Source organism: Corynebacterium sp. HMSC068G04, assembly GCF_001814885.1.
Taxonomy (GTDB): domain Bacteria; phylum Actinomycetota; class Actinomycetes; order Mycobacteriales; family Mycobacteriaceae; genus Corynebacterium; species Corynebacterium hiratae.
This window is the reverse complement of the sequence record NZ_KV818328.1, coordinates 15005-28420: the sequence shown is the minus strand read 5'-3', so window position 1 is coordinate 28420 and position 13416 is coordinate 15005. Positions and strand designations below refer to the sequence as shown.

At 61.8% G+C, this 13416-nt stretch carries 10 protein-coding genes; 5 read left to right on the top strand and 5 right to left on the bottom strand.

Translation table 11 applies throughout. From position 1 onward, the window contains the following. Window position 1 precedes the first annotated feature (1 nt). Window positions 2–2692, top strand: coding sequence for an FtsX-like permease family protein (locus HMPREF2993_RS06280; protein ID WP_070701556.1), 2691 nt, complete (start codon window positions 2–4; stop codon window positions 2690–2692). A gap of 399 nt (window positions 2693–3091) precedes the next feature. Continuing rightward, on the top strand, window positions 3092–3847 hold the full coding sequence (locus HMPREF2993_RS06275; protein ID WP_049154174.1) for a M23 family metallopeptidase: 756 nt from the start codon (window positions 3092–3094) through the stop codon (window positions 3845–3847). A 4-nt stretch (window positions 3848–3851) separates the two neighbouring features. On the opposite strand, the gene pcrA is transcribed toward HMPREF2993_RS06275, so the two are convergent. Continuing rightward, a complete protein-coding gene (pcrA, locus tag HMPREF2993_RS06270; protein ID WP_070701554.1) occupies window positions 3852–6359 on the bottom strand; it encodes a DNA helicase PcrA in 2508 nt (835 codons plus the stop codon). 112 nt (window positions 6360–6471) lie between these two features. On the opposite strand from pcrA, the gene HMPREF2993_RS06265 reads away from it, so the two are divergent. The 3 genes from HMPREF2993_RS06265 to pgi all read left to right on the top strand — a co-directional run bounded on the left by HMPREF2993_RS06265 (window position 6472) and on the right by pgi (window position 9540). Then, entirely contained in the window at window positions 6472–6834 is a 363-nt protein-coding gene (locus HMPREF2993_RS06265) for a chorismate mutase (RefSeq protein WP_070701671.1), read from the top strand. Between the two features lie 67 nt (window positions 6835–6901). Continuing rightward, a complete protein-coding gene (locus HMPREF2993_RS06260) occupies window positions 6902–7804 on the top strand; it encodes a trypsin-like serine protease (RefSeq protein ID WP_046646986.1) in 903 nt (300 codons plus the stop codon). 101 nt (window positions 7805–7905) lie between these two features. After that, the gene (gene pgi / locus HMPREF2993_RS06255; RefSeq protein WP_070701552.1) at window positions 7906–9540 is read left to right on the top strand and encodes a glucose-6-phosphate isomerase; all 1635 of its coding nucleotides are present in this window, start codon (window positions 7906–7908) and stop codon (window positions 9538–9540) included. 158 nt (window positions 9541–9698) lie between these two features. On the opposite strand, the gene HMPREF2993_RS06250 is transcribed toward pgi, so the two are convergent. Genes HMPREF2993_RS06250 through HMPREF2993_RS06235 form a run of 4 tightly spaced genes read right to left on the bottom strand, consistent with a single transcriptional unit; the run spans window position 9699 to window position 13360 of the window. Then, on the bottom strand, window positions 9699–10766 hold the full coding sequence (locus HMPREF2993_RS06250; protein WP_070701550.1) for an HNH endonuclease signature motif containing protein: 1068 nt from the start codon (window positions 10764–10766) through the stop codon (window positions 9699–9701). A 52-nt stretch (window positions 10767–10818) separates the two neighbouring features. Next, window positions 10819–11232 (bottom strand): YccF domain-containing protein, encoded by a 414-nt coding sequence (locus HMPREF2993_RS06245; RefSeq protein WP_070680835.1) that lies wholly within the window; start codon window positions 11230–11232, stop codon window positions 10819–10821. A gap of 10 nt (window positions 11233–11242) precedes the next feature. Continuing rightward, entirely contained in the window at window positions 11243–12064 is an 822-nt protein-coding gene (locus tag HMPREF2993_RS06240) for a DNA-formamidopyrimidine glycosylase family protein (protein WP_070680837.1), read from the bottom strand. A gap of 27 nt (window positions 12065–12091) precedes the next feature. Continuing rightward, window positions 12092–13360 carry an alpha-hydroxy acid oxidase gene (locus HMPREF2993_RS06235; protein ID WP_070701548.1) on the bottom strand — a complete coding sequence of 423 codons (1269 nt, stop codon included), beginning with the start codon at window positions 13358–13360 and terminating at the stop codon, window positions 12092–12094. Between the last annotated feature and the right edge of the window lie 56 nt (window positions 13361–13416).

The following is a 13416-nucleotide window of genomic DNA, read 5'->3' as shown; positions in this document are numbered from 1 at the left end:
TATGTCCGGCATTAATGCCGCCACCCGCCCGACGAGGCGCGACCTGTGGCGCCACCCGTGGCGCACGCTAGCCGCCGTTTTGCTCATCGCGCTGCCAGTGGCACTCGTGATTGGAATGGCACTCTTTGATAATTCCTCCGGTCGGCTCTCCGCGGCCTTGAGCTCACCCGAGCGGCAGATCAGCGCCGAGCGCTCGGACATTAGCAACGAAGACGTACCACGCTTGGCTGCCGAGGTGCTTCCTGAGGGCCTCAGCGTCAGCCCGGTCGCCACTTTTTCTAGCACGTCACTAATCCATAATGGGAAGTCAACCAACTCCTGGGTAGATCAGTTCGACGCAGAGAATCCGCCAGAGCCGGCGCAGGAGGCCGTCGACAAGTTCAATCTTGGCCCCAACCAGGCAGTTCTGTCGCGTTCAACCGCGCGCAAGATCGACGCCTCCGTGGGGGATGTCATCACTGTGCGCACCAATGCCCTCAGCGGTGACCACCACGTCACGGTCGCGGCCATTGCTCCCGAAAACTACGACTTTGTCACCTCCCCCACCCTCAATGACGCTCTCAGCGACCCTTCATTTGCGACACGCACCACCTGGGTCATCGTTGGCGATACACCGCTGACCAAGGAGGATGCCGACCGCGCCCGTGAGGCCGGGCTGGAGATCTGGGCACCGGAACTGCGGGATTCGTACCAGCCCGATTCTGAGTCGGATTCCTTTGGCGGAATACTGAGCAGCATTCTTTTCGTGCTCTTCTTCGTTGGCCTCTACGCCATCGCCGGATTGCTCATCCTTTTCCTTCTCGCGCCCGTCTTCACACTAGCCACCGGACGTAATACCCGCCTGTACGCGCTGATGTCGAGCCAGGGTGCATTGCCGCGCCACATCATGTTCGCGGTGATGGCTTATGGCCTGCTGATGGGACTGATCAGCGCCACCATCGGCGTGGTTTTTGGCCTGGCAGCTTCGTGGGTGTGGTGGGCAGCCCGCTACCCGGATTTTGCCGCACGCCCGCCTTTCCTAGCTATTGGCCTCGCATGGCTCGTGGCGGTGGCAGGCTGTGTCATTGTCTCCATCGTTCCCGCGTGGTTGGCGCAACGTGGAGCCCTCTCCACAGCAATCCAGGGAGCTGCTCCCGACCGCCTCTTGCGCTTCCGTCGGTGGATGGCCATCGGCCCTGCGTTCCTGCTTCTGCTCGTGTTATTCAGCTTCACCCCCTGGGGACAGTACATCCCTACGGTGCTAGCCCTCTTCGGAGTCATCGCAGTTGCCGCGTCTGCCCCTGCCTTGGTCTTCCTATGCTCCCTGCTGTCTCGCCGCGGCCCACTCGCGTTGCGTCTGGCTGGACGCGGCCTGACTCGGCGCAGCATGCACGCCTTACCGACGTCCATCGCTCTCGTGTCAGTCGCCTTCGTCGCCTCCCTGTTTGGCGTGGGCATCATGACGGATAGCGCAAAGACCACCGCTGAGGAAAAACTCGTCATGCCGCCCACTACTGCGCTGATTGAGGAGACGACCTTTGACCAACCAGCGCAGGTTTCTACGCCAGAAGAACGCGCGGCGACGGAGGCGATCCTGCAGACCACCACTGCCCGCACGTACCCCTTCTATGTGTTCCCCTCGTGGACGACGTCTTTCAGCCTTCCGGAGGATGACACTTTTTACGAGCTCACCACCGAATTTGATTACCAGTGCGAGCAGGTCGATTTCAGCAAGCCGGTTGAGAGGGCTGTGTTCGTGGATAATCAGGGGCGGCGCACCGATGATTCCGAAGAGGCTCGCCAGGAGTGTGCGCACGAGTTGATGACGTCATTTCCTTATAACCCGTTGATCTATCAAAGCAGGATGGTTCAAACCGATTCTTCCCAGCTTGAGCTCTGGCAGTTCGACTCGGAGGAGGAACGACGCGCAGCGGCACAGACGTTGGATGCCGGCGGCATCGTGCTTCCCCACAGCAGCCACGTCGGCAATAACACACGCGGCACGGTGACCGTAAAAACCTATAACGGCATTGACAGCCCAGAACCGAGCGGGACACAGGACGCGGATCTGCCGGTTGTGGAGGCCCTGCCTACCGCGGCCCGCGATGTGGTCTTGATTAGCCAGCAGGCAGCAGAGAAGCTGAACATGGAGCCCTTCTACGTGGGCCAAGCCCTCGCGTTCGACGAACCACCGAGCGAGCCAGAGCGCGAAGAGCTGCGAGACCTGACAGCAAGCGCTTCGCAGTCGCAATACTCGCTAAGCTTCGCAGTCTCTACTCCCGAGAACTTCCGCTACTACCTGGGCCTCGGAATGGGGATCGTCTGCCTCATCGTGCTGGCGCTCATCATTGCCAACGCTGCAAGCAGCATGCGCCAGGAAAGCACCGTGCTGCAATCCATCGGCGCCCACCCTTCGCTGATGTCCAAGGTGGCAGCATGGCAGACGTGGATGCTAGCTACCGCAAGCATGCTCTTTGGTGTGGTCGCCGGACACCTCGGCACATACTTCTTTGCCGATAGCTCCGGATACACCTTCTCGACGCCGCTCCATGGCCTGCGCCCGCAGGACTACTTCACCCCGGATTGGTGGCAATTCCTCGCTGTGCTCGTCGTGCCGCTGTTGGCTGCCGCCCTCGCGGCTGCGATCAACCGCAGCGACAAGACGGCCCCACTCACCGCGCGGGATCGCAGCGAATCGCGTTCCCTAACTTAAAAGCGCTGACCTAGTAGCAGCGCCCACAACCCCAGCGCTCTTGGCTGAAAGATTGGCCGAGAGCGCTGCACTTTTCACCCCCCAAATCTCACCCCCATTCTTTAAACCTCTACTTTACCCCTGTAACAATTTTCACTTCTTTCACATGCGCAACACGCTGGGCTGTTCGATAGTTTTTCGAACAATCCCTGGATTTACCTGCATTTTTAAGCGTTGCGCAGGGTGGCCCCGCGGGATAGTTTGTATCTCGTTGCCACACAGCCTCAGCACTCGGTTGCAACCGCACCGGCGTGTCGCGGGCTTTAAGGCGCACTGCGGCTGATACGGCCGCTTCCCTATTGCTCACAGGCTTCCGCCGCATACCCAGCGGGCCACAGCAGGACTTAAGGACGTGAAGTTATGAAGCGCACGCTCAGCGCACTCGCCGCCGTGGCGGTCAGCACCGCCACCGTGACGACCCCAGCGTTCGCCGCCGAACCGGCAGCAAGCGTGGACGTCTCCGACGGGTCCTCCAAGGACCCGTCCGCTGCCGACGTCGAAGTCAAGGAAGAATCCAAGGCCGACCTCTTCAAAGCCGTCTCGGGGCTGCTCATCTCGACAGCCGGTGCCCTCAACGGGGCATCCGTCCCAGAGGTCAACACCACGCAGGACGGCTTCGAGATCGTCCTCGATCCCTCCAGCATTCCTGGTCTCGCCGAGGCCTTCGCCCCGCAGGGCGATCACTCCGGCCTCACCCCTACTCGCGGCCAGGACGCGGACGGTAACACCGTGGTCTTTCCGACCTCCGGAACTTTCACCTCTGGATTCGGCCCGCGGTGGGGTTCCTTCCACAACGGCATCGATGTGGCAAACCCCATTGGCACCCCCATCTACGCTGTCATGGACGGCGAGGTCATTTCCTCCGGCGCTGCCCAGGGCTTTGGCAACTGGATCCGCATCCAGCACGACGATGGCACCATCACCGTCTACGGCCACATGCCCAGCGACCAGCTGCTGGTCGACGTCGGTGACCGCGTCGAGGCCGGCGACCAAATCTCCGTCATCGGCAACGAGGGCCACTCCACGGGCCCGCACCTGCACTTCGAGGTCCACCCGGGCGGCGGCGCGCCCGTCGATCCGGTGGACTGGTTCAGCGAGCGCGGCATCCTCATCTAAAGCATCAGAGCTTTTCCATCGGCACTCCGCCGATGAGCATGAGGCGAACCTTGCCCGCTGAACCGAAGTCCACGGTGACCGTCGCCCGCGCGCCGGTCCCGGAGGCCTCGATGACCGTGCCCAGCCCGTATTTCGCGTGGTTGACGCGGTCCCCCACAACTAAATTGAGATGGTTATTCTTCGGCATCGACGTTGCCGAGGCCGGCTTGCGCGAGCGCTGCGAAGGGGAAGACGCAGCGCTCCGCGAGCCATAGCCGCCTCCACGGAAGAACCCGCTATCCGAGCCAAAGGTTCGCCCGTATTGGTAGGAATCATCTCCGCCCCACGCGCCAGACAGCGAGCTGTCTGGTTCTTCACGGCGCCAGTCGATGAGGTCCTCTGGGACCTCGGCGAGGAAGCGACTGGCCGGGTTCGTCACCGGGTTGCCCCAGGACGAACGAAGAATCGCGCGCGTGAGGTAGAGCTGTTCCCTAGCACGCGTGATACCCACGTAGGCCAGGCGGCGTTCTTCGCTCAGCTCCTTCGGGTCCCCCAGCGAGCGCATGTGCGGGAACTGTCCATCCTCCCAGCCGGTGAGGAAGACGACGGGGAATTCAAGGCCCTTCGCAGTGTGCAGCGTCATCAGCGTGACCACCCCGGACTCATGGTCCGGAATCTGGTCCGCATCCGCCACAAGCGAGACCTTCTCGAGGAACGCCTGAAGCGAGCCCGGCGCGGCTTCACCTTCTGCTAGCTCGGGCGCTTCTTCTGCGTCCGCACCCATGAATGCCATCTCATTGGCCGCCTCGGAGCTGAATTCGCGGGCCACCGAGACCAACTCGTTGAGGTTATCCAGGCGCGCACCATCCTGCGGATCGTTGGAGTTCTCGAGCTCCGCGCGGTAGCCGGTGGCGTCAAGAAGCGCGTTGAGCAACTCCCCCAAATCCGGTTGGCCCGTCACCTCATTGACCATGCCCGGAATCTGCGCGCGCACGCCCTCCATCATCTCGTTGAATTTGGTGACGGCATTCACTGCCCTTGTACCGAGACCCGCGACCTTGCCCTCTGCTGCATCCCGAAGAGCAGCCCCAAAGCTCACGCCAAGGTTTTCCGCGTGCAGAGCGATCTGTGCTTGTGCCTTGTCACCAATAGCGCGCTTCGGCACGTTGATAATGCGGCGCAAGCTCACCGTGTCATCCGGATTATCCATGATGCGCAAGTAGGCCACCATGTCCCGGATCTCGCGACGCTCATAGAAGCGCGTGCCACCGACCACCTTGTACGGGATGCCCGAGCGCACGAAAATATCCTCCAACGCGCGCGAGGCGTTATTGGTGCGGTACATCACTGCAATATCCGAATAAGCTGTGCCCTTATCCGCCAAGGAATCAATTTCCGAGGCGATATACCGCGCCTCGTCGTGCTCATTATCCGCGACGTAGCCGACAATCTGCTCGCCCTGGCCGTGGGCTGTCCACAGGTTCTTCTCGCGGCGGCCCTCATTCTTCGCAATGACCGCATTCGCCGCGTTCAGAATGGTCTGCGTCGAACGGTAGTTTTGCTCCAGCAAAATCGTGTGCGCCTGCGGGTAGTCCCGCTCGAACTCCTGAATATTCCTGATGGTAGCGCCACGGAAGGCATAAATCGACTGATCCGAATCACCCACCACGCACAGTTCCGGCGCATCCGGCGGCAGCTCGCCCCTGCCCACCAAAGCCGAGACCAATGCATACTGCGCGTGGTTGGTGTCCTGGTATTCGTCGATAAGCACGTGCTTAAAGCGGCGACGATAAAACTCCACCACCTGCGGGTGCTGATTAAAGATGCGCACTACTTCCCCGATGAGGTCATCGAAGTCCACCGCGTTCGCCGCGCGCAGGCGGCGCTGATATTCCTCGTACACGCTCGCCACGGTGAGCTCGAAAGGATTCTTCGTCCTCTCTGCCTCCGCGCGCGCCTGCTCCGGGGAGATGAGCTCGTTCTTGCGGTTGGAAATCTGATTAGCCAGAACACGCGCCGAATACTTCTTCAGATCCAGCTGCATGTCCTTCGCAATCATGGTGAGCAGCCGGCGGGCATCATCGCCGTCATAAATGGTGAAATTCGTGTTCAAGCCCGGTACGAGCTGGGCGTTATTGCGCAAGATACGCACGCAAATCGAGTGGAAGGTGGACACCCACATCCGCTCCGCGACGGGGCCGACAAGCTGGCCGACGCGCTCCTTCATCTCCGCGGCTGCCTTGTTGGTAAAGGTAATGGCGAGGATCTGCCAGGGGGCCACCCCGCGCTCCCGCATAAGGTACGCAATGCGGCGAGTCAACACTGCAGTCTTGCCCGAGCCCGCGCCGGCCACAATAAGCAGCGGCGAGCCCGAATGCGTCACAGCCTCTTCCTGCTGCGGATTTAAGCCCTCGAGCAACGGATCAGAGCCCTGACCGGAAGGGGCGTCGACGTTGCTCCCGGGCGCGGGAAACAGGCCGCCGGTGGAAGAATCGGAAGACGAACGGGGGACGAAAGGAGATTTGTTATTCATAATGCTCTCCAACCTACTAGCACCACCGGACATTGCCCCTCACCGCACTTCTGGTCGGCGTGAAAGCTGGTAATTCCCCTTTTCTCCCGGCATGGTGGCACAATCTGATGTCATGAGCTCTTCACATCCTGGCAACGCAGACTCTGGCTTGAGCCCTGAGCACCAAGACCCCAACGTCGTGGACAATAGGCTCGACATTCGCATGCCGTCGGGCACCGATGACCCGCTGAGTGATGCCGAGATTCAGCGCTACCGCGAAGAGATCAACCGCCTCGACCGCGTTATTCTCGACGCTATCAAGCGCCGCACCGACATTTCGCGCACCATTGGTAAGACGCGAATGAGCTCAGGCGGCACCCGTTTGGTGCATACCCGCGAAATCGCGATCCTCAATGAGTTCCGCGACGAGCTCGGGGAGGAAGGCCCCGCCATCGCCTCCGCCCTCCTGCGCTTAGGGCGCGGCAAGCTCGGCTGATCAAACGCCGCACGGACCAGTCCCCAGCACTCGCGCCCTTAAACATACGGTGGGTTAGGCTCGCGCCATGCGCTTTTCCTCTCGCCTGGCTGCGATTCTCGCCGCGGCCACCGCTGCGTCCGTGTTATCCGCCTGCAGCACCTCTTCTTCCGCTGAGACCACCATTTCCACCACGACGCTCGATCTTCCCGCCGTCAGCGACTCCGACCGCAGGCAGGGTTCCGCAGCATCCGGAACAACGCAAGGCTTCGAGGAGCCCCTCGACGGCGATGCGCTCTGGGATAACACCACCGAAATCCCTCAAGCGGAGCGACCGGAGCCCCGACGTAACCTGATAGCTCCTGAAGCTGCCGATTACTTCATGAGCCTGGGGGTGTTGACGCCGGGTGCGCCCATCTACAACGGCACAAACGGTGGCCGGTGCTCCACCGGTCATTTCGCTGGCGATGGGCAGCGCCTCTTTATCCTCACCGCCGGGCACTGCGGGGACACGGGCGACACCTTCTATTATGAGGATCAATCCGGCAGTACTGTAGAGATAGGCCAGATGGTAAAGAAGGCCCGCAACACCAACACCGATAGCATCAACTCGGCCGACATTGCACTGATCGAAGTGTCCAACCCAGCCGCCGAAGTATCTACCGCACCGGCCTTCAATGCGCCTTTGGCCGGTTGGATGAGCCTCGAGGATGTCACGCACAAGAAGCCCACGATGTGTTTTGCCGGTTCCGCGGGAGGCGCTGCCTGCGACGATTTCATTGACCGCTTCGAAAACCAAGGACTCTTCACCTTTGGCAGCGAGAGCGTACCCGGTGATAGCGGCGGTCCTGTCTACGCCTCCATCGACGGCAAACTGTACGCGGTAGGTGTCTTGTCCTTTGGCAACTACGATGATTACACCGGCCCCGAAACTGGTGCCATGGAGATCGGAAACACGATGGAGCAATTCAACCTGAAGCTCTACTCCTAGCTCAACGCAGTACGGTCTTCTGCCTCGGCAGCGAAGGGATTTCTGGACTACGGTGGACACAGTAAGTTTCATGTCTGCTACCTGCCAGAAAGGCTTTTGCAATGGACATCACCGCTCAGCCGCAGTGGGCCGCGCTCACCTCGCTTTTTGAAAGCAAGAAGGACCTCAACCTGCGTGAGCTTTTTGCTAACTCCGCTTCCCGCGCCGCAGACTATTCTTTCGACGCCGCGGGCCTGCACGTGGATCTGTCGAAGAACCTCATCGATGAGGAAGTAGTCACCGCACTGGTGGACCTCGCCCGGGCTGCCGACGTCGAGGGGCGCCGCGACGCAATGTTCGCCGGCGAGCACCTCAACAACACCGAGGATCGCGCCGTGTTGCACACCGCGCTGCGCCTGCCCGTGGAGAAGGACTTGAGCGTCGACGGCCAGGACGTCGCTGCCGACGTCCACGAGGTGCTGGGCCGCATGCGCGACTTCGCCACTGCGCTGCGCTCCGGCAAGTGGCTTGGCCACACCGGACACACCATCAAAAAGGTGGTCAACATCGGCATCGGCGGCTCCGACTTGGGCCCGGCCATGGCCGCGAAGGCCCTGCGCTCCTACGAAGTGGCGGGCATTAGCGCGGAGTTCGTCTCCAACGTCGACCCGGCGGATCTCGCCGCGACTCTCGACGGCCTCGACGCCGGCTCCACCCTCTTCATCGTGGCCTCCAAGACCTTCACCACCCAGGAAACCCTGGCCAACGCTCACGCCGCACGCCGCTGGCTGATTGAGCAGTTTGATGGTGACGAGTCGGCCGTCGCCAAGCACTTCGTTGCGGTGTCCACCAACGCGGAGAAGGTCGCGGAGTTCGGCATCGACACCCAGAACATGTTTGGCTTCTGGAACTGGGTGGGTGGCCGCTACTCCGTCGACTCCGCCATTGGCCTGTCGCTGATGTGCACCATCGGCCCGCTGGACTTCATGCGCTTCCTCGAGGGCTTCCACGCCATGGATGAGCACTTCCGCACCGCGCCTCTGGAGCAGAACGTTCCGGCGCTGATGGGTCTGCTCGGTGTCTGGTACTCCAACTTCTTCGGCGCGCAGACCCACGCGGTGCTGCCCTACTCCGAGGACCTCGGCCGCTTCCCCGCCTACCTGCAGCAGCTGACCATGGAGTCCAACGGCAAGTCCGTGCGCCGCGACGGCACCGCCGTGAGCGCCGGCACCGGTGAGATTTACTGGGGCGAGCCGGGCACCAATGGCCAGCACGCTTTCTTCCAGCTCATGCACCAGGGCACCAAGCTCATCCCGGCGGACTTCATCGGCTTTGCCCGCCCGAAGGAGGACTTCCCCACCGCGGACGGCACCGGTTCGATGCATGACCTGCTCATGGGCAACTTCTTCGCGCAGACCAAGGTCTTGGCCTTTGGTAAGACGGCAGAAGAGATTGCCGCTGAGGGCGTGGACGAAGCCCTCGTTCCGCACAAGGTGATGCCGGGCAACCGCCCCACCACCACGATTCTGGCGGAGGAGCTCACCCCGCAGACCCTCGGCGCGCTGATCGCGCTCTACGAGCACATCGTGTTCACCCAGGGCATCATCTGGGATGTCAATTCCTTCGACCAGTGGGGTGTGGAGCTGGGCAAGCAGCAGGCCAACGACCTGGCACCGGCAGTCTCCGGCAAGGAGGAGGCCGCATCCGGCGACGGCTCCACCGATGCTCTCATCGGCTGGTACCGCAACCACCGCTAAGCACTGCTTGGCGACGTCCCCCGGCCGAACGGTCGGGGGTTCACCCGTTTTTAACGGGCAATCAACATGTAGGATCGCCAACGCCGCGGAGGCCCTATGAGCATCCGCGTGAGGATTTACCTGTCGGGCGGCCCCTGTGGGCTCGCCCGCGTGGCGGTTTACACGCCGGGCGGTCCGAGTCCGCGTTGCGCGGCTTGATACGCAGCCTGGGCGGTTATCGGTTCTCCCCAGGGAGGGATGTAGTCCACACCGCCGCGAATCCTAAACACGTAGCCAGCACCTGTTGGTTTCTCTGGGTCGTCATCATTAATGCCGTTGTGATAGGCGCACAACATGGTCAGGTTCGGCGGGTTGGTAGTCCCTCCTGCCTTCCACGGCACAAGGTGATGCACCTGAGCATAATCAGCGGGCTTATTGCATCCCTTCCTGGCACAGGTGGGATGCTCAGCACTAGCCATCATGCGCTGCTCAAACCCGGCTAAGCGCTTCATCCGGTGCAGCCATACCGGCCCGATCGTGGGGTGGATGAGGGTGACGTAGCCGATCTCGGCGAACTTGTAGTTCAGAAATTCCGTGCCGGTCATACGCCCGCCGTTGGTCAGCTCAAGCACGATGTCATCGCCGTCGCCGGAGACAATCTTGTCGAGCTTGTCCAGGGTAACGACCACGCTGGTGAACACAGCTGGTTTGGTTCCGCCATGGGATTTGTTGAAGAAGACGTGGTTGGCTGCTTCCAGCAGGTTGTTCTGGTTGATGGATTCCAACACTCCACGCATTTCGGTGACTGTCATGGGGTCATCGGTAATGGTCAGCGAGTGCGGACCATCAGCGCGATAGGTCGTGCGCACACCAGGTGTGGGCACGCGTTTGGGCTTGAGCTCATTTAAGCGCTTGGCCGCCACGGCTGGGATGTTCGGTGCTGGTGTACCGGCGAGCTTGACCCGTAGGTTCCAGGCATGCAGCTGATTTTTCAGCTTCTTCGTGTAGGACTCAATAAGGCTCAGCGTGGCCAGGTCGTGGCCTTGTTCGGCGGCTCGGCTGCGGGCAGTGCGTTGCTTACCCGTGAACTTGGTAGCACCGAAGTAGATGTGGTTCAAGCCAGCCAATTCGGCGGCATCGGCAGGTGAAGCGCCGAGTGCGCGTAAATGTTTCTCTCCTCCTACCGCTTGCTCCACCAAAGAAATCCCCGAGTTGCGGTAGGAGAAATAGGTCTCTAAATCCCCCATGCCTCAGAACACTAAAGCACCCTAGGCAACCCCGCAACCGGAGACAGAGATTTTAGAGCTTGATCATCGACTCCCAGCCGAAGGGGATCTCATCAGAATCGACGATCTTGCGGCCGAATGGGAAGCACGTCACCGGGATCATCTTCAGGTTGGCCAGAGCCACCGGGATGCCCACGATGGTCACTGCCTGCGCCGCTGCAGTGGTGACGTGGCCGATAGCCAACCACAGGCCAGCGACAAGGAACCAGACAGCGTTAGAGAACCGAGACATGCCACCGGTGCCTTTGACCGGTTGAATGACGGAGCGCCCAAAGGGCCACAGCGCGAAATTCGCCATACGCATCGAGGCCACACCGGCAGGAATCGTCACGACGGGGATGCAGGCCAGGATGCCGAGGAGGAAGTAGCCCAGTGCGAGGACAAGGCCACCAGTTGCCAACCAGATGATGTTCAAAATGATCTTCATGCATCCCAGCCTAGCGACGCGGCTGGCAGTGCGGGCACCACCAGATGATGCGCTCTAACTCCCCTTCATCGCCGCCGGCGTCCACACCACCCAGCGTGGATTTCTCAATGAGCGTGCCGCAGCGTCGGCAGCGCTGACGGTTGCGTCCGAAGACATAGGTGGTCTCCCCTGCCCTTTTCACGCCGGTGGTCACACGTACCGGCGAGTCTCGATTGGCCCAGATGAGGCGGCGGGAGATGGTGAGGATCTGGGGGACGTCGACAAGCGCTACAGGTGTTGCTGGATGAACGCCGGCCAGGAAGCAGACCTCGGCGCGGTATTCGTTGCCCAAGCCTGCCACGTTGCGCTGGTCCAGGAGGGCCGCGCCGATGCTGCGCTCGGGGCGCAACTCGATGCGGTGTACGGCCTCCTCAAAGCCGCCTTCCGCCCATTCTGGCGCGAGGATGTCGGGGCCTAGGTGCGCCAGGCGCTGCTCAAACTCGCGGGCTGGAAAGACCTCGACCAGCCCTAGCCAGTGCCCCACCAGCTCAATATCACGCGGGGTGTTTTCCATCTGTAGCACCACGCGGGCGCTGTGGCCGGGCTTGCGCCAGCGGTCCCCGGCGTAGTGGATGGCCCACGTGCCTTCCATCTTGAGGTGGGTATGAAGGATGAGCTCGCCGCCGAAATCCATGAAGAGGTGCTTGCCATAGGGCCAGACTTCCTCGCACACCAGCCCGTCGAAGCGCACTGTGGCATAACGCGGCACGCGTAGGGAGGAGGAGGTCACGCGTCGGCCTTCCATGAACTGCAGCCGATTCGACAGCTGCAGTACGGAATCACCCTCGGGCACAGCAGAACCTCCTCACCAAACGGGTGCCTACTCTACCGGCGCATCCTTTCCCGCACCGAATGCCAGCGCACCCGGCTCCCACGGGGTGACCACGTGCTGGCGGGAAAGGTCTTCGATCTTCTTCACGCCGAGCAGCTGGAGGGTGTTCTTGAATTCCTCTGCCAGCAGCTCAATGACGCGGTCGACGCCTTCCTTACCGCCGGCCATCAACCCGTAGAGGTAGGCGCGGCCGATGAGGACAAAGTCCGCACCGAGTGCCAGCGCAATGGCGATGTCGACGCCGGACATGATGCCGGAATCGTAGATGATCTCCACGTCCGGGCCCACTTCCGCGCGCACGGCCTCAAGGGCCTGGAGGGTGTTGACCACGCGGTCGAGCTGACGCCCGCCGTGGGAGGACACCACGATGCCGTCAGCGCCGAGGTCGATGACCTTGCGTGCGTCCTCGGGGTTGACGATTCCCTTGACGAAGAGCTTTCCCGTCCACTGCTTGCGAATCCACGCGAGGTCCTCGAAGTTGAGGCCTGGGTCAAACATGGTGTTGACCAGCTCGCCTAGTGTGCCGGTGGTCGAGGTCAGGGAGGCAAAGGTGACCGGGTCCGTGGTGAGGAAGTTGAACCACCACTCGGGGCGCCACGCGGCGTCGAAGACGGTGCCGGCGGTCAGGCGTGGCGGGATTCGCATGCCGTTGCGGGTATCGCGCAGGCGCTGGCCCGCCACGGGCGTATCCACGGTGACGACGAGGGTGTCATAGCCGTTGGCCGCCGCGCGCTCGATGAGCTCCTGGCAGGCGGAGTGATCCTTCCACAGGTAGAGCTGGAACCAGCGGCGCCCGCTATTGCCTTGCGACGCTGCGACCTCCTCGACCGAGCGCGTGCCCATCGTGGACAAGGTGAATGGGATTCCCGCATCGCGGGCAGCCTGGCTGCCGGCGTCTTCGCCCTCGGCATGCATGAAGCGGGTAAAGCCGGTTGGCGCGATGCCGAAAGGCAGGGCCGCGGGCTCGCCGGCGATCTCGGTGCTCAAGGGGATGTCGTTCGCACCGTTGAGCACGTTGGGCATGAGGCGCACATCACGGAAGAAGTCGCGGGACTCTCGGTAGCTGACCTCGTCGCGGGCTGCACCATCGACGTAGTCGAAGGCCGCCTTCGGGGTGCGGCGCTTGGCAATCTTGCGCAGATCCCACACGTCAGCGGCCTCTGCCAGGCGTGCAGCCCGGCGGTCGAGGTTGGGTGCTTCGAAACGCATGAGGTTCTTCAACTCGGACACGTTGGGCAGTTGGCGCTTCAGCCGCATGGCAACAGGACTCCTTTTTCTATTGGGCTATCAACTTCTGAGGTTAGACCTCTGAA